Raw genomic sequence first — 18,135 nt, 5'->3', positions numbered from 1 at the left:
CTTATAACTGTGCCGCAACATCATCAGAAATATCCCCATTATGATAAACCTCTTGAACATCGTCGTCGTCTTCTAACATGTCAATTAAACGTAATAGTTTAGGCGCGGTGGTCGCATCTAATTCAGCTTGAACAGAAGCGATCATTGTCACTTCGGCATTTTCTGCGATAAATCCAATCGCATCGAACGCATCTTTCACTGTCCCAAACTCATTGGGGGAAGTGATAACGTCAATGCTTCCGTCATCGTGACTCTGAATATCTTCCGCACCACTGTCTAACGCGACCTCAATAATCCGTTCTTCGTCGCTGCCTGCCGTAAAACAAATAATACCTTTTTTCTCGAATAAATATGCAACACTTCCGTCAGTACCTAAGTTCCCACCACTCTTACTAAAAGCATGTCTCACACTTGATACAGTACGATTTCGATTATCGGTCATCGTTTCCACTAGGACCGCAGTACCTCCTGGCCCATAACCTTCATAGATAACCGTTTCCAGTTGTTGTCCATCAAGCTCACCAGCTCCACGTTGTACCGCCCGATTCACAGTGTCCCGAGTCATATTATTAGATAGCGCTTTATCAATTGCGGCTCTTAATCGAGGGTTCGCATCGGGATCGGAGCCCCCTTCTCTGGCTGCGACCGTAAGTTCTCGAATAAATTTTGTAAAAATTTTCCCGCGTTTAGCATCTTGAGCAGCTTTGCGGTGTTTTATATTTGCCCATTTACTATGACCGGCCATCGTTATCCCTATAAAGTAATATACATTGCAATGATAAACTCGATAAACGCGACAAGCCTAGCATTATCTTCCTCTCCATCGAACTTAAAGCGCCTTATCATACTGATAATTAAGGTGATAATAGGCTGCAAGAGCAAAGCAATCTTTACATAACATGGATCTTAATCCTAGTCGTAGCATTGACTTTACATCTTGCACCAAGTCAAATACTGACTAGATAGTTAATATAGTAACTCTATTATTATTATTATTTTTGATACCCATCGATAAATAACCTTTGATAGTCTCGGTTCTACTGTTCATTTGTGAGCCATAAACAACTATTTATCACTAAAGTTAACGAGCTGATAAAATCAGCCTATATTTGTATAGATGAATAAATTATCAATAGTATTCCATGGAAGGTTATGACAGCAATTTGTTGGCCACTTATCAGTCTGCTCATGAGACATATATGGGTAGCAACAAGAACAATGGTGTTCTGTAGCTTATTCAGTTTAAGCTTCGCCATTGATGCCCAAACTTGGATTGTGAGTAATCCCAGTCATCAAACAGAAGTGACGCCTAAGAGCATTCGTTCAATTTTCTCCTTACGTCAAAAAAATTGGTCCAATGGACGAGCTATTCAAGTCGTGGTTATGGAAAACAACAGCGACTTACACAAAGACTTTTGTTTAGATGCCCTTAAATTATTTCCTTATCAATTAAGCCGTATCTGGGAGAGACAAATTTATACAGGTACCGCCATCGCCCCCATCGTTGTATCTACCGAGCATGACATGTTAAATATGATTAAGCTAAATCCTAATGCCATTGGGTATGCCAGCCAAGAGGTGGAAAATGAAGAACTTCATTCTTTTAATCTTGACTAGCTTACTAACCTTACTTCCTGTTTCTTTCGCACAAGCGAAAATATACTGGGGGGGGTTTATCTCTGCCAGTTATATCGATGTAAGTGCAAATAATTACTATGGCTATAATTCCGGTGATAGTGGCCCTCTATATGAGGCCGGTTTACATGGCTATTGGTACATCGATCCTCGTTGGTCGCTGTCAGGTTTATTGATTGCTCGTGAGAGTGGGGATTGGTTTGAAACAGGCCTTGCAATCGATTACCTTAGCCTAAACTATCAACCACAAACCAGCGAAGACTGGGCTCTGGCATTTAAGTTAGGACGCTTTAAGCTCGCCAATGGCATTTACGGTGCAACTCGCGATGTTCCGTTTACCCGACCAAGTATTATCTTGCCATTTTCTGTTTATCCGCATGTTTTTAAAGAACAAAGCTTACGTGCAGATGGACTCCGTATGGATATCGATTATTTCAGCCCTTCTGGGCAACAATACAATTTTGCTGCATCAATTGGCAAAGAAGCCTTCGATGAAAGCTTTAGCCGACGTTTTTTTGGGCGAAGTCAAGAAGGTAAATTCACCGCCGATTGGAACACATCACTGCATTTATCCATCCAACCTAATGCCAATTGGTCCGTGGCCTTCGACTATCGACGCTTAAAAACTCAACTTATCGATGCGATTAACCTTGCCATCCCAATTCCTCCTAATGGTGAATTAGTTTATGCACCCTTTGATTTTTTTATCGACCTTGACCAGTACATACTCTCTTTACAGTATGCTCAAAAAAAATATGAACTCACGGCTGAATACAGCCTACGTCGAGGTGGTACCTATGCAAAAGGGAAAAATGCTATGGCCCAAGGCTTAGCGTCTAATTTTGACGGCAGTATCGATATGAATACCTATTATCTTCAAGGTATTTACATGTTGACTCCTCAATGGAGCCTGTTTGCACGCTACGATAATAGCCATTTTGTTGATGCGGATATCACTCCTAACCTAAGGGATATCGATGATTTAGCCCTCGGAGCTAGCTGGAATTTTCATCAGCATTTCCAACTAAAAATAGAACACCACTGGCTCACGGGAACCTCCATGATCCCCCCAGTTAACGATCTAAATTCAAACGCAGTCAACAACCCAGAACGTTATTGGCGCTTATTCGCGATACAACTTAGTTATCGTTTTTGACAATTAACTCTATGCTTAATAAATTAAAGTGGCGACTGTTTTACCACGCAGTAAAAATAATAAACATCGGGATGGTCAATGAAGCTCCGTAAATTCCCATTAATTGATATTAAAAATCGCTATATCAGTGTAAGACTGAAACTAACCTTGATATGGGTATTAGCTGCTGGCGTAGTCGTCTCTATCTTTGGCTTGACAGCCATGGAGCACAACAAACATCAACAAACTCAATTAAAACAAAGTTATCTTGATAACTATGCATTGGAATTTAAAGACCAAATTGACCGCTTAAGTGACAGCATCACCTACATTTTTGAAACCCAAACCTTGTTTAGCAAGGCTGAGAATATGGTTCAGTTGGATCACTATTTAAGCCAACAATTACCTGAATTACAGTGGCTACTTCCCATTGTAAATGGTTGCACCGTATACGATCTCGACAATTATTCTTGTAGCTTGCCAGAAATAATGCCACCTAAAAGCTTACTCGAACAGGTCACAATACACACGAAACCGATGAAATTACTCGAATGTGAAGAACGATGTTTTCTCTGGGTTTCACTCCCGGTGCGAACTCGCAGTGCTGAACTAGGGGTTCTGGCATTTCAATTAGAATTGGCCGATGCACTCATCAATGTAACTCAACTCGATGACATAGAATTGGCGATCGTTGATGTTGACCGACCGATCTACAAAAGCGTGCTACTCGCAACCAATACTCAAGTACTGAGTCAAAAATGGTTTGACAGTGCAATAGAATACCGTAACCACGATGATTTAACCTTTATGGTTGAAGACAAAACCATTGTCGGCAAACTTTACTCAATCCAAGACAGTGCTTCGAATAGTCTAAAACTAGTGGTACTTAAAGATTGGAGTGAGCAAGTCTCTCAGCTCACCGACTTCCGCAATAAACTCGCACTGCTATTGCTGTTTACCATGCTTTTAAGTATCTCCATAGGCTTACTGCTGATGCGCCGTCCCGTCAAAAGTTTACGTTACCATACCACTCACTTACCGAGCATATTGGAAGGCAAGGGATACCAGCCACAAAAGCATATCCACCTATTCAATGATGAGTTTGATGCCTTAGATTCGATCTCTATTCAGCTAGCCAATAGCTTTACTGAAATGCGAACCAACATTGCTGCGAATACAAAAGTGCTCGAAAAAATGGCAATGGAAGATCCATTGACCGAATTACCGAATCGCAGTGCCTTCTTACAACACTTAACCAAGGCCCTAAAAAACGCTGAACAAAAAGACGAAGAGCTCTGCCTCATCTATATAGACCTCGACAACTTTAAAACAATTAACGACACACTCGGCCACGACTTTGGCGATTTGCTTTTAATTCAAGTCGCTAAACGGATCTTACGTTTAAGTCAATTTGCCTCCAACACCTTTCGCCTTGGTGGTGATGAATTCACCCTCTTAGTCAATCAACAGGATAAAGACAGTGTATTAGGTTACGCCTATAGCTTGGCGCGAGAAATATCTCGGGATATTACAATTTCCGGAGTGTCGATGCGGGTCACCCTCAGTATTGGGATCGCGACTGCGAAACAGGCCGAGTATGAGCCACAGTTGTTGGTAAAATATGCTGACCTAGCCATGTACTCTTCCAAACGAAAGGGCCGCAATTGCTGTACTCACTTTGATATCGAATTAGCACGCAACAACGACATGGTGTTCACCATTGAAAACCAATTTCAAAATGCAATGAGTAACAATGAACTGGAACTGTTCTTGCAGCCTCAAGTATCGATGCAACAACAGAAAATAACTGGTTTTGAATTGCTACTTCGCTGGAATCACCCGACCCAAGGTTTAATGAACCCAGGCCAGTTCTTAGATATTGTCGAATCCGGTCGTCACATCCTGCCTCTGGGCTATTGGGTCATCGATAAATCTTTGGCACTGTTAGAAGAATTCAATGCTCTTGGTTACCAAGGCCTCACCGTTGCTTTTAACATTAGCGGCCACCAGTTTGAAGACAAACTCTTTGCTCAAAAACTAATTAGTAAATATAGGACCATTAGTCCTGGAAATAACTTACTAGAACTGGAAATTACCGAGAGTGTCGCGGTACAAAACTATCCCCAAGTAAAAAATCAACTCAAGGAGATTCGAGGCGCTGGCATTAGAGTTGCCTTCGATGATTTTGGTAAAGGCTTCACCTCACTCAGTTATTTAAGTAATCTAGCCTGTGACAAAATAAAATTCGACCGAGAATTTGGTCATAATGCGATCACTTCCATACCGACTCAGAATATCGTACTCAGTATGCGTAAATTAATGTACACCTTAAATTACGAGATATTAGTGGAAGGAGTGGAAACCATAGAGCATGCCAATTGGCTAATCAAGAATGGTTTTGACAAAGTTCAAGGCTATTTATTTGGTCGACCGCAAACCAAGGAGGCAGCCCTTGCCTTTTATCAAGCTTGCTGCGATAAAGGCGGCCTGTTAGATAAAGACGGTAAACTGATAAAGCTTTACCCCGTAATTGAACTACCGAAGCCAGCTGACCCACCGCAAAGAAACCAATCACCATCATCAATCAACAAAAGCTGAAAAATAAATACTGACAAAAAAACGACGAGCTTAGCTCGCCGTTGATACATAAAACCGCACCACTCTGCTAAGCGGGTTTGTTGATACTCAAAGCCAACTCAGCCAAAGCCAATGGGTTAGCGGCACTCGGAGCACTAGTGAGAGGGCATGCCGCAGTCGTGGTCTTTGGAAATGCCATCACATCACGGATCGAACTGGCTCCTGTCATCAACATCAACAAACGATCCAAACCAAAAGCTAAACCAGCATGCGGTGGAGCGCCGTATTGTAACGCTTCTAATAAGAAGCCAAATTTTTCTTGGGCCTCTTCATCGCTTATGCCTAACACCTTGAAGGCCGCTGCTTGCATATCCTGTTTATGAATACGAACACTACCGCCGCCAAGTTCACAACCATTGAGCACCATATCATAAGCATTAGATAATACACCCGCTGGGCTTTGGGCCAGCTGTTCAGCACTAACGCCTACAACAGGCGCGGTAAACGGGTGATGAATCGCATGGAATTGACCGTCAACTTCTTCAAACATTGGGAAATCGACCACCCATAGCGGTTTCCATTGATCACTGACTAGACCTAAATCTTCGCCAACTTTAAGACGCAAAGCCCCCATCGCCTCGGAAACAATGGTTGCCTTATCAGCACCAAATAAGATTAAATCGCCATCTTGTGCCTTACAGCGCTCAACAATGGCCTTGGCAACATCTTCCGTTAAAAACTTAAGGATCGGTGATTGCAACCCCCCGATACCAGCAGCAAGATCATTAACCTTCATCCACGCTAAGCCTTTCGCGCCGTAGATCCCAACATACTTACCATAATCATCAATTTGCTTACGTGAGAGCGAAGCGCCTCCCGGGACTCGTAATACCGCAACTCGACCTTTTTCATCATTTGCGGGGCCAGAAAATACTTTAAACTCAACCTCTTGTAGTAAGTCAGCTACATCAACCAGTTGCATCGGATTACGTAAATCAGGTTTATCTGAGCCGTATAAACGCATCGCTTCGGCATAGGTCATCTTTGGAAACTTACCGAGATCGACACCTAACATCGCAATAAATAATTCACGGACCATTTGCTCCGTAACCGCCATAACTTCATCCGAAGTCATAAATGAAGTCTCGATATCAATCTGTGTGAATTCAGGTTGGCGGTCAGCACGTAAATCTTCATCACGGAAACATTTAACGATTTGATAATAACGATCCATGCCGGACATCATCAATAATTGCTTAAAGATTTGCGGAGACTGAGGCAACGCAAAAAACTGTCCTTTATGAGTTCGACTGGGAACCAAGTAATCACGCGCACCTTCAGGCGTAGCTTTAGTCAAAATAGGGGTTTCAATGTCTAAGAAGCCATGCTCTTCCATGAAACGACGCACAAAACCGGTGACTTTTGCACGGAACATCATCCGTTGAGTCATCTCTGGACGACGTAAATCCAAGTAACGATATTTAAGACGTTGTTCTTCTGAATTATCTTGATTACTATCCAGAGGTAATGGCGCAGAACGGTTTAATACTTCTAACTCCAAACCTAACAATTCTATTTCACCAGTTGTCATATCTGGATTAATTTGGCTGTTAGGGCGAGCACGAACACGACCTTTTAAACGCACACAAAACTCATTCCGCAAGCTATTCGCTGTATCGAACACCGCAGCACGATCTGGATCAAAGACGACTTGTACAATGCCTTCTCGGTCGCGCAAATCAATAAAGATAACACCACCCAAATCACGACGACGGTTAACCCAACCGACTAAATTTATTTCTTGATCAACTAACTCTTTGGTGACTTGTCCACAGTAAACAGTGCGCATTTGGCCTTTCCCGTTTTACGTTTTAAAAATTCAGCGAGTATTCTACTCCAATAACAGCTACAAAATTAACTGTCACCGAGAGAAAAGGCGATAGTATAAAGGAAATCTGCCGTAAATAAGAATAGATAGACCGTAATAAATCTTTACTAAAAGCTATATTTGACAAAGACAAGCCACGATTAGCTGGTTACAATGCGCGCCAAGTGATGCTTTAAGCCATCTTTTCATTATTACTGGTACGAGAAGCCGCCATGCAAGGCAAAGATAAACTATTTTCACAACCCATAACCCAACTTGGAGAATTTCGCTTCGACGAACAAGTCGCTGAAGTTTTCCCTGATATGATCCAACGCTCGGTACCGGGTTACAGCAACATTATCTCAACCATAGGCCACCTCTGTGGTCAATTTCATCAAGCCAATAGCAATATCTATGATCTAGGCTGTTCGTTGGGGGCGGCTAGCCTGGCGATGCGGCGTGCCGTGACGCAAAAAAATGTAAATATTATCGCAGTAGACAACTCACCAGCAATGGTCGAACGCTGCCAGAAACACTTAGATGCATTTCGCGCCGAGACTTCGGTCAGTGTCATCTGTGAAGACATCAACGATGTTGAGATCAGCAACGCATCAATGGTAGTGCTTAACTTCACCCTGCAATTTATTGCGCCCGAGCAACGTTTAACACTGCTCAAAAAAATTTATCAAGGTATGCTGAAAGGTGGTTTATTGGTACTGAGTGAAAAGTTTCTTTTTGCGGAGCCAGCAGTACAAGAACTAATTAGCGAATTACACATAGATTTTAAACGCGCAAATGGCTACAGCGAGTTAGAAATTAGCCAAAAGCGCAGTTCTTTAGACAATGTCTTAGTCCCTGATACCATTGCTCAACACAAACAACGCTTTAAAGACGCAGGCTTTAGTGCCAGTGAGTTGTGGTTCCAATGTTTTAACTTTGGTTCTTTAGTCGCGATTAAATAGGCGAGCGTCACCCGCCCGCTCCCTCTCATACTATTAATTGGCGAGCAAAGCCGCAATTTTTTCCGCAATAGGTTTAAGAGTGTCACTATCAACCACCGTTCGTGCGTGACTACGTGCCGCCGAGAGTGAGCCAGGAATAATATGAAAATGTAAATGCGGCACAGTCTGCCCTGCAGCCTCTCCATTAAACTGGACGAGGCTGATGCCTTCAGCCTGCATCACTTGCTTAACCGCCGAGGCTACTTTTTTAACTGTTTTGATGGTCGCAGCAGCGCCTTCATCTGAAAGCTCAAACAGTGTTTCTGCGGACTCTTTAGGTAATACTAATGTGTGTCCATCGGCTTGTGGCATGATATCCATAAATGCCAAAGTATGTTGGTCTTCGTAGACTTTTAAACAATCCATTTCTCCGCGAATTATTTTCGCAAAAATATTATTATCGTCGTAACTCATCAACTCGATTCCTTAAAATTTTGGTCACATTATTACTGCTTGCTAGCAAGTGCATTATGACACAGCCACTAAGAGCAATACCAAATTCATCAGTGAACAATTCATTTCGACGAGTAAAAAATAATCGCACCACAGCTGGTTTGGCCTTTAACGCAAGGAAGAATGACAACAATTGACCATCAACGTTCTACAGACGCAAAGTGTCACATGGTCAATAAAAAAACCGATGCATTGATCGGTTTTTCATCAGCATTCATACTCAATAAGCCACTATAAGCTTAGATTTTGAAAGCACTCACTTCTTTGTGCAACTTGTCGGCAATAGCATCCAACTCTGTCGCACGTTTAGAGCTTCCGGAAGCTTGTTCGGCTAACTCAAGGGAAGCATCTTGGATCCCTTGAGTATTTCGCCCAACTTCTTCAGTAACCGCACGCTGCTCTTCGGCAGCACTAGAAATCTGGGTCGCCATATCACTAATATGAGTAATCGAGCTGGTGATATTTTCTAGCATTTCTGCAGCTTTGGTCGCTTCCTCAACACTAATTCTGACTAACTGCTGACTTTCGTCCATGGTTTGTACGGTGCTTTGGGTGTTACTTTGTAAACGCTCCAACATCGCTTTAATTTCTTCAGTAGAGCTTTGAGTTCGTTGAGATAGATGACGAACTTCATCAGCAACAACCGCAAATCCTCGACCTTGCTCACCGGCTCGCGCGGCTTCGATAGCAGCATTCAACGCAAGTAAGTTGGTTTGCTCGGCAATACCTTGGATCGTGGTTAAAATATCACTAATTTCTTTGGTGTTTCGTTCCAACTCTTGAACGGTATCTGCAGCACCATCCAACTGCCCAGCCAAACTATTGACTTGCTGCTGATTACGACCGATCAAAACTTTACCTTGTGCACAAGAATCGGCTGATTGTCGAGCCGCTTCGGCCGTTTGCTCCGCATTATTTGCCACTTCATTGGCCGTCGCAGCCATCTCGTTGACCGCAGTAGCCACTTGGGTCACCTCACCCTGCTGACGCTCAATTTGGGTATTCGACTCAGCGGTTGACTTACTGGTTAAGGCCGCTGCTCGTTGCAGATGATCAGCGTCCTCAGAAATCTCTATCATTAAGTCATGTAACTGCTCAATGAACCGATCAACGCCCTCGGCAAGTGCACCAATTTCATCACTGCGTTGTAAGTTAATACGCTTGGTTAAATCACCATCGCCAGAAGAAAGATCTTGGATAGCGTCCCCGAGGACTTGGATTGGCTTCAACATGACGGTAATTACCTTAAACATAACCAAAGCCACAAGGACAAATAAAACCACTGCAAATATGACCGAACTTTTCACCATATCGACAACTGGCGCCATCGCTTGCTGTTTATCATAAACAAATAATAAGTACCAATCGGTGCCACTAATTGTCGTCACACTAACAAAACTGTCTTTCCCATTAACCTGCAACTCGCTCATGTGCGCATTACGTGCTTCCTGAGCCAAAAAGTTCGCATTCATATCTGCAGAAAGTTCTGAGACATTCTTAAGAACCAAGTTTTTATCCGAATGAATAATGATTGAGCCTTGGGTATTCACAATGACCGGATAAACTTGTTTATTAGCTAAATTAAGCACTCGCTGAGTGACCACATCTAAACTCAAGTCGCCCGCATATACCCCCCCAGCGACTCTTTGAGCAACCGAGATCACCATCGACCCCGAAGTGACATCAACATAAGGTTCAGAAATATATGATCCGTTACTCTGCGCACCTTTATACCAAGGTCTGGTACGAGGATCGTAACCCTCGGGTAAAGTGTCATTCGGGTCATTCATCGTCATTTCACCTTGCTCACTGCCAAAGTAAAAATATAGGAAATCACCACTTTGCTTCGCTTGAACCAAATAGGACAAAAACTCTTTAGAACTCGGTTTGACCGACATCGCTTTCGCAACCGCCAATTTAGAGTCAAACCATAAGCTCACTTGGTCACTGGCAGCCTGAGCCAACTGCTTGGCATCACTCGCAATATCGGCTCGAGTTTCCTCTGATAAATTTCTAGCCTGAAACCAAGCTTGAAAACCACTTAATACCGCTAGTAATATCAACACCGTTAATATCAGGCGCTTCTTAATTGACAAATTACCCATTATTGTTTTTCCTTTTACGAACCTAGCAGTCTTATCTATAGAATGGACATATAAAGCCAACAACCAAGAGGCAAATTTATGTTAATGTTGGTCTTTACTTACGTTTACAAATTATCTCGATTTATGAATAACTTTAGCAGAAAACTACTTTTAACAGCCGTGATTTGCTGTATTTCTCCTGTTGGAGCGGCCGTAGAAATAAGTCACTTAGACTACGACTCGTTACTGACAAATGACTGCTCTCGTGCCGCCATAACAATCAGTAGTACTTACGAGTCGCAGTTACAACAATTGAGAAATGAAAATACCGAAACAAAAGCCTTAATCGATGACAGCACCTTGGTCAATCGTTTTCCCCAGCTAAGTATCGACGGACAAAGCAAAACCTATAACGATTTCTTATTACCAAATAAAAACATCAGCCAAAACAATACAAAATCACCGAATACCAGACTCAGTTATTTTTGGCAAACTAGCGATTTTGAATGGTTTACAGCCTATCGCTCCAATCAGAGTTCATTATCTCCTCGTCCTTACCTGGCTTTAATGCGAATTAATAAACAAACTTGGGCTAGTGCGAGCGCCTTGTTAAGTCATCCACAACAGCTCACAACCCTATTGATGGATGATTTTATTCAACAACGCAGTCCGCTCTTGTTATTTGTGTCCAGTGAACAAGCATTTAGGCAATCCGACTTGGCTCGGCTCAAAGCCCAGCACTTTAAAGTACATCAATTTGGACAACAGCTGATTGCGAGTAAGGATATCCCAGTGTGTGATAGCGGCTATATCGGAGATCAAAAATCAAATCGATTGGCTTGGATTAAAATAGACTTAGCGCAATAAACAAACAAAGATTGATAAAAACCATAAATCATCGACTTTTATAGGCTCAATTCTCGCCCGATTGAGCTAAAACTTGCTATAATTACCGACTAAATAATTAAGCAGTATCAAGCCTTTGTCCTCCATGATAGATTTTTCTGACTTCTACCAAATTATCGCTAAAAACCGCCTCAAGCATTGGTTATATACGCTCCCTGCCCAGTTAGGTGATTGGCAAAATGAACATGCCCACGGCGATTTTCCTCGCTGGCAGCGAGTACTCAATAAGCTCCCGACATTAACCAGCTCTGATATTGATCTAACAAGCCAAGTCAGTATCGGTAAAGCAGAAGATATCCAACCGGGCGAACGAAAAAAAATTGAGAGTCTATTACGCCACTTTCATCCTTGGCGCAAAGGACCCTTCAATATCTACGGTATTCATATTGACACCGAATGGCGCTCAGACTGGAAATGGGAACGTCTGCGCAAGCACATATCCCCGCTTCAGCACCGCTATGTTCTCGATGTAGGCTGCGGCAGTGGCTACCACATGTGGCGAATGTTGGGGGATGGCGCTGAATTTGTCGTTGGGATCGACCCTTCGACTTTATTTTTGATGCAATTTGAAGCCATTCGTAATTTTGCCAACCGCGATCAACGCATTCACCTGCTGCCATTGGGGATCCAAGAGCTACCTAAATTAAAGGCCTTCGATACTGTATTCTCGATGGGAGTACTCTACCACCGTCGTTCGCCAATGGATCATCTAATCCAGCTGAAAGAACAACTCCAACCTGGAGGAGAGTTAGTTCTTGAAACCTTGGTGATCGATGGTGATGAACAACAAGTGCTAGTTCCCGCCGGTCGTTATGGCAAGATGCCGAATGTTTGGTTTTTACCGAGTACTGCTGCATTAAAACTTTGGTTGGAAAAAGTCGGCTTTGTCGACGTGCGTATTGTCGATATCGACATCACCTCCACCGATGAGCAACGCAGCACACCTTGGATGACTCATGAGTCTTTAAACGACTACCTAGATCCAAGCGACAAAACGAGAACAGTGGAAGGCTTACCAGCCCCCAAACGTGCTGTTTTAATTGCCATTAATCCAGACTAATAACAGCTGTTAGACTATGCTAAAAGCAATAATTAGACTGTCATTTTTACTTTATTCGACGGATTCAAACTATGAAAAAGCTTTCCGTAATTTCATTTTCACTCGCTCTCACCGCTTGTGCGATTCAGCAACCGAACCAACAAGCTGAACAACTAACACAACAGTTAAGCCAGCTCAGTCAGCAACAAACCACGATATTAAGCCAATGTGAAGCCATCAATGGTCAATTGTTGAAGCAAGAGCAACATTTTAAACAACTCGAACAAAAAGTTTCCGAGATCACCCCCGCTCCGGTAATTATCAGCGAACCCCAAACAAAACCAAGTTGCAGCAATATCAGTCGCTACCAACTGGGTAATAAAACTGTAATCGGTGAAACAGAATGGGTCAGCCTCGAGCATCAAAAAATGGCCTTTCAAGCGCGGATCGACACTGGCGCTGCAACTTCCTCTCTCAATGCTGTCGATATCGTAAAATTTGAACGTGATGGGAAAAACTGGGTTCGTTTCAACCTTCGCCATGACACAATTAAACAAGATATCATGATTGAGCGTCCAGTAATTAGAACTGCAGAAGTGATTCAATCGTCCAGCAATAGCGCTGAGAAACGCCCCGTTGTATCGATGTTAGTCAAACTGGGGCCAATTTCCGAAAAAGTGCAGTTTACCCTAAGCGATCGCTCTCATCTAAGTTATCCGGTATTACTTGGACGAAGCTTCTTGAAAGACATTTCAGTCGTTGATATCAGTCACAAGTTTAGCCAGCCAAAGCCGACTTTTAAGGATTAACTTACATGAGTTCTCGTCATATTTTTTACCTCATCGTCACTCTGTGTATGCTGCTAGGGATCAGCATGACCTTCTATCGACATATCAGCTTTGAAGTACCTTGGTTTCCAGGAGAGAAACGCCAAATATGGTCAATTGAAGCAAAGGTTGAGTTTGATGCTAAAGGCGATAGCGTTGAAGCCGTACTAGCCCTACCTCAAACTCAGCAAGGTTACACTCGGATCCATGAATCAACGGCTTCATTAGCTTACGGCTTGTCTTTTGTGAATGAGCAAAACAACCCTCGCGCGATCTGGACCAAGCGACAAGCCAACGGTCATCAAGAAATGTATTACAAAGTAGACTTCTTAGTGGATCCAAAGGCTGGTGATACCTACCAAAGTCAAATGCCCGAGACTCTATTTACCGAGTATCCCGAACCCTACTTTACCGCGGCTAACCATTTAGCAAAGCAGGCAAAAGAAGTCTCTGCAGATGCTTATAGCTTTGCACGAGAACTCATCAAAGCGCTGACTATCGACGCAGCCAGTAGCAACCAAAATACTGGCCTCATCTTAGATTACAAACCCAAAAATCGCCTAATTGTAGATTTGTTAAATAATGCCGATGTCCCTGCACGAATTGTAAGGGGCTTGCATCTCGAAGATGGGCGACGCAGGCAAACAATTACCGAATACATCCAGGTATTTAAAGACGAAAATAATTGGCAAATATTCGACTTAAACACTGGGACCCAAGGTCGTCCCGAGAATACTTTATTGTGGGAGTATAACGGTAACAGCTTACTAGAAGTCATCGGAGCGCAAAATTCGCGGGTCAGCTTTTCGATGTTGCTGGTTGAACAAAGCGCTCAATCTGCAGTTGCACCGAAAATTAGCGAGGCTGATTTCCTTAATTTCTCTATCGACAGCTTACCCTTGGAAGAACAAGCCCTATTTAAGGGGATTTTATTAATCCCAATTGGGGTGCTGATTGTGGTATTGCTTCGAGTTTTAGTCGGTTTAAAGACCTCGGGTACTTTTATGCCCGTACTGATTGCAATGGCCTTTATGCAAACCTCATTAATCACCGGTTTAATCGGCTTTTTATTGGTAGTTGGGACTGGTTTAATCATCCGCGGGTATTTATCTCACCTTAACCTACTGCTGGTCTCGCGAATATCGGCGGTCATTATTACCGTGATTGGTATTATTTCAATATTTAGTGTGATTAGTTTTAAAGTTGGATTGACCGAAGGTTTAAAAATCACCTTCTTCCCAATGATTATTTTATCTTGGACGATTGAACGGATGTCGGTGTTATGGGAAGAAGAAGGTCCTAAAGAAGTTGTACTACAAGGCGGTGGGAGCTTATTAGTTGCGGTACTCGCGTTCCTAGCAATGAACAACGAATATGTACGCCACTTAACCTTTAACTTCATGGGTATTCAATTTATCGTTCTTGGCATTATCCTCATTTTAGGAAATTACACTGGATATCGCTTATTGGAATTACGTCGCTTCAAACCATTGGCTGATAGGGAGGACTGATGTTTAATCAATTTTGCAGTCCATTTGCCCTTGCTCGTAAAGGTATTATGGGCATGAACCAGCGAAATACCGGATATATTAGCCGTTATAATCCACGTAAACTTTTTCCGCTGGTGGACAACAAACTTAAGACCAAAATTATCGCTCAGCGGGATAACGTCACCATCCCTGCTCTGATTGGTGTAGTACGTACCCAACATGATATTCGCTCCATTATTCCGATGTTACGCAAACACTCAGGATTTGTCATCAAGCCTGCTAAAGGCTCTGGTGGCAAAGGTATTTTGGTGATCACCAAACAAAAATCTGGGGTGTTTTATAAGCCCAGTGGAGCTCCTAGCCATGATGAAGATATAAAACGACACTGCTCAAACATCCTGGCAGGCTTATTTTCCTTAGGAGGTAGCCCAGATGTAGCGGTAATTGAAGCCTTAATCGAGTTTGATTCCTGTTTTGAAGGCTTTAGTTTTGAAGGCGTCCCCGATGTACGAGTCATCGTTTTTCAGGGCTACCCTGTGATGGCTATGATGCGCCTATCAACTGCCGCTTCCGATGGCAAAGCCAACTTACACCAAGGTGCCGTAGGCGTCGGTATCGATATAGGCAGCGGTCGCGCCTTGCACGCAGTACAGTTTGATCGCCCAGTCGAAGTCCACCCCGATACCGATCGGCCCTTAAAAGAGCTGATAGTTCCTCATTGGCAACGCTTGCTAGAACTGGCATCCAGCTGCTACGAAATGTCTGGAATGGGTTACTTGGGAACGGATATGGTTCTAGATAAGTCTGATGGACCGATGTTGCTCGAGCTGAATGCTCGCCCAGGCTTAGCCATCCAAATCGCCAACGGTGAAGGCATTTTACCTCGTTTGAAGCTGGTTGAAGAACAAGCCAAACAAGGTCTCAAACGTTCCGCCATAGAACGTGTTGAATTTAGTAAACAGCATTTCTCGCGCTAAGTTTATTTAATACCTGTACTTAAAAAAAGCACCAAACAAGGTGCTTTTTTTATCACAGTAGCAATCAACAGCTGTTTCCAGTCTGCTTAACTATCTTCGTTATGGATTTCTAAGCTAACGACATCTTCTTCTGCTTGTAACGCTTTAGAGTCGTTATTTCGTAGCTGATCGAGGTAATTCAAATAGTCTTGGTCAATATCATTGGTGACGTACTTACCATTAAATACCGAGGTCTCAAAATTATGAATTTCAGGATTACTTTGTCGACAGGCTTCAATTAAGTCATCGAGATCTTGGAAGATGAGCCCATCAGCCCCTATTAGCTGACAAATTTCATCAACTTCACGTCCATGGGCCACCAACTCATTAGCCGAAGGCATATCAATCCCATAAACGTTAGGGAAGCGGATCTCTGGTGAGGCTGATGCAAAATACACCTTATTCGCGCCAGCTTCTCGGGCCATTTCGATAATTTGCTCCGAGGTTGTACCACGCACGATCGAGTCATCAACCAACAATACGTTTTTACCTTTAAATTCCACGTCAATTGCGTTGAGCTTGCGACGTACCGATTTACGACGCTGAACTTGGCCTGGCATAATAAAAGTACGACCAATATAGCGGTTTTTTACAAAACCTTGACGATAAGGGAGATTTAAATGCATCGCAATCTGCAAGGCGGTATCACAAGAAGTTTCAGGGATTGGGATCACCACATCGATATCCAAATCGTCCCACTCTCGGCTAATTTTTTCTCCCAACTTAGTTCCCATGTTCACTCGAGCACCATAAACTGAGATTTTATCAATCGTCGAATCTGGTCGCGCAAAATAGACATATTCAAAAATACAAGGATTGTAGCTAGGGTTCTCTGCACATTGCTGAGTATAGAGTTGACCCGCTTCGGTTACATACAGCGCTTCACCAGGAGCGACACTACGGACAAACTCAAAACCCACGGCATCTAGAGCAACACTCTCAGATGCAACCATATATTCCATCTTATTTGCATCAACATCACTAACTTTTTGACCCAAGACCAAAGGGCGGATCCCATGAGGATCACGAAAAGCGACCATACCCTGACCGATAATTAAGGCCGCAACCGCATATGCACCACGGACTTTCTTGTGTACTGCACTAATGGCTCGAAAAACTTGTTTTTCACAAAGTTCGTCTTGAACGATGTTGTCTAACTCATGGGCCAACACATTTAACAATACTTCAGAATCCGAAGTCGTATTAATATGGCGACGCGCACTTTGTGCCATTTCTTCTCGTAACTCTTTGGCGTTGGTTAAATTACCATTATGCGCTAAGGCTAAGCCAAAAGGAGAGTTCACATAAAATGGCTGAGCTTCTGCAGCACTAGAACTACCCGCAGTTGGATAACGCACGTGACCAATACCCAAATTACCACGTAAACGCTGCATATGTTTGACTTCAAACACATCTCTGACCAATCCGTTGGCTTTACGTTGCTTAAACATTCCTTCGGTAATCGTCACAATCCCCGCGGCGTCTTGACCTCGATGTTGTAACACGGTTAGTGCATCGTAAATGGCTTGGTTAACGGGACTAGCACCGACAATACCGACAATACCACACATGAAGCTTTTCCTTATTAAGATTGGTAGTTATGCAAAAAACTAGAAGAATCTTTTAAAAATTCAAAAAACCATTGAACAATCACGGTGAACTCAGGGATCAATATTGAGCCCTTCCACCAAAGTGATTCTGGAAATCCGGTAAACGACAACACAAAGAGCAAAGCGCTTACCACCAAAACACCGCGAATTGCACCAAAACAAATACCCAAGACCCTATCGGTCCCAGTTAGTCCGGTGGAAGTGACGAGATGACTGAATAAGTAATTCACTAATGCGCCAAGCACTAAGGTGGCCACGAATAGCAAAACAATGGCTAAACCACTGCGATAATAGGGGTTTTCGATAAGCGTGAAATAACTAGATAAATCATGATAAAACTGACTGGCGATAAAAAACGCAGCGACCCAAGAAACTAAGGAAAGCGCTTCCTTGATAAAGCCACGAACCAAGCTGATTAATGCTGATAATACTATTACGCCAAGAATGACGTAGTCTACCCAAGTCATAAATTTTCTACTTGTTGAAAAACGCTGC

General features: G+C 43.0%; 15 protein-coding genes. 9 read left to right on the top strand and 6 right to left on the bottom strand.

From position 1 onward, the window contains the following. Window position 1: 1 nt before the first annotated feature. Window positions 2-745, bottom strand: a complete 744-nt coding sequence (locus tag ACRRSW_RS09520; protein WP_432453444.1) for a YebC/PmpR family DNA-binding transcriptional regulator — start codon at window positions 743-745, stop codon at window positions 2-4. A gap of 473 nt (window positions 746-1,218) precedes the next feature. Here ACRRSW_RS09520 and ACRRSW_RS09515 point away from each other — a divergent pair, with 473 nt between their 5' ends. From ACRRSW_RS09515 to ACRRSW_RS09505, 3 genes are all read left to right on the top strand, one after another. Next, window positions 1,219-1,617 carry a hypothetical protein gene (locus ACRRSW_RS09515; protein WP_432459205.1) on the top strand — a complete coding sequence of 133 codons (399 nt, stop codon included), beginning with the start codon at window positions 1,219-1,221 and terminating at the stop codon, window positions 1,615-1,617. Beyond that, window positions 1,586-2,791, top strand: a complete 1,206-nt coding sequence (locus ACRRSW_RS09510) for a hypothetical protein (RefSeq protein WP_432453446.1) — start codon at window positions 1,586-1,588, stop codon at window positions 2,789-2,791. The genes ACRRSW_RS09515 and ACRRSW_RS09510 overlap by 32 nt, the downstream gene beginning before the upstream one ends. Before the next feature lie 78 nt (window positions 2,792-2,869). Beyond that, entirely contained in the window at window positions 2,870-5,368 is a 2,499-nt protein-coding gene (locus ACRRSW_RS09505; protein WP_432459204.1) for a putative bifunctional diguanylate cyclase/phosphodiesterase, read from the top strand. 67 nt (window positions 5,369-5,435) lie between these two features. Here the strand turns inward: ACRRSW_RS09505 and aspS are convergent, their stop codons facing one another. After that, a complete protein-coding gene (gene aspS, locus ACRRSW_RS09500) occupies window positions 5,436-7,196 on the bottom strand; it encodes an aspartate--tRNA ligase (protein WP_432459203.1) in 1,761 nt (586 codons plus the stop codon). Window positions 7,197-7,447: 251 nt separating this feature from the next. Between aspS and cmoA the strand changes: the two genes are divergently transcribed. Beyond that, entirely contained in the window at window positions 7,448-8,176 is a 729-nt protein-coding gene (gene cmoA, locus ACRRSW_RS09495; RefSeq protein WP_432453449.1) for a carboxy-S-adenosyl-L-methionine synthase CmoA, read from the top strand. Between the two features lie 33 nt (window positions 8,177-8,209). On the opposite strand, the gene ACRRSW_RS09490 is transcribed toward cmoA, so the two are convergent. Beyond that, complete coding sequence (locus ACRRSW_RS09490) at window positions 8,210-8,629, bottom strand: HIT family protein (protein ID WP_432453450.1); 420 nt, start codon at window positions 8,627-8,629, stop codon at window positions 8,210-8,212. 278 nt (window positions 8,630-8,907) lie between these two features. Beyond that, window positions 8,908-10,773, bottom strand: coding sequence for a methyl-accepting chemotaxis protein (locus ACRRSW_RS09485; protein ID WP_432459202.1), 1,866 nt, complete (start codon window positions 10,771-10,773; stop codon window positions 8,908-8,910). Window positions 10,774-10,851: 78 nt separating this feature from the next. Here ACRRSW_RS09485 and ACRRSW_RS09480 point away from each other — a divergent pair, with 78 nt between their 5' ends. From ACRRSW_RS09480 to ACRRSW_RS09460, 5 genes are all read left to right on the top strand, one after another. Then, window positions 10,852-11,619 carry a hypothetical protein gene (locus ACRRSW_RS09480; protein ID WP_432459201.1) on the top strand — a complete coding sequence of 256 codons (768 nt, stop codon included), beginning with the start codon at window positions 10,852-10,854 and terminating at the stop codon, window positions 11,617-11,619. A gap of 124 nt (window positions 11,620-11,743) precedes the next feature. Continuing rightward, window positions 11,744-12,718, top strand: coding sequence for a tRNA 5-methoxyuridine(34)/uridine 5-oxyacetic acid(34) synthase CmoB (gene cmoB, locus ACRRSW_RS09475; RefSeq protein ID WP_432453453.1), 975 nt, complete (start codon window positions 11,744-11,746; stop codon window positions 12,716-12,718). 71 nt (window positions 12,719-12,789) lie between these two features. Then, window positions 12,790-13,506, top strand: a complete 717-nt coding sequence (locus ACRRSW_RS09470) for an ATP-dependent zinc protease family protein (RefSeq protein WP_432453454.1) — start codon at window positions 12,790-12,792, stop codon at window positions 13,504-13,506. 5 nt (window positions 13,507-13,511) lie between these two features. Then, the gene (locus ACRRSW_RS09465) at window positions 13,512-15,035 is read left to right on the top strand and encodes an inactive transglutaminase family protein (protein ID WP_432453455.1); all 1,524 of its coding nucleotides are present in this window, start codon (window positions 13,512-13,514) and stop codon (window positions 15,033-15,035) included. Continuing rightward, window positions 15,035-15,991: an alpha-L-glutamate ligase-like protein gene (locus ACRRSW_RS09460; RefSeq protein WP_432453456.1), complete on the top strand. Its 957-nt coding sequence runs from the start codon at window positions 15,035-15,037 to the stop codon at window positions 15,989-15,991. The genes ACRRSW_RS09465 and ACRRSW_RS09460 overlap by 1 nt, the downstream gene beginning before the upstream one ends. Before the next feature lie 86 nt (window positions 15,992-16,077). Here the strand turns inward: ACRRSW_RS09460 and purF are convergent, their stop codons facing one another. Continuing rightward, window positions 16,078-17,601 carry an amidophosphoribosyltransferase gene (purF, locus tag ACRRSW_RS09455; protein WP_432453457.1) on the bottom strand — a complete coding sequence of 508 codons (1,524 nt, stop codon included), beginning with the start codon at window positions 17,599-17,601 and terminating at the stop codon, window positions 16,078-16,080. 14 nt (window positions 17,602-17,615) lie between these two features. Further along, complete coding sequence (locus ACRRSW_RS09450; RefSeq protein ID WP_432453458.1) at window positions 17,616-18,107, bottom strand: CvpA family protein; 492 nt, start codon at window positions 18,105-18,107, stop codon at window positions 17,616-17,618. Window positions 18,108-18,135 lie beyond the last annotated feature (28 nt).

The sequence above is a fragment of the Agarivorans sp. QJM3NY_25 genome, assembly GCF_050870875.2.
In the GTDB taxonomy this organism is placed as follows: Bacteria; Pseudomonadota; Gammaproteobacteria; order Enterobacterales; family Celerinatantimonadaceae; genus Agarivorans.
The sequence above is the reverse complement of the archived record's forward strand: the minus strand, read 5'-3'. Positions and strand labels throughout refer to the sequence as shown.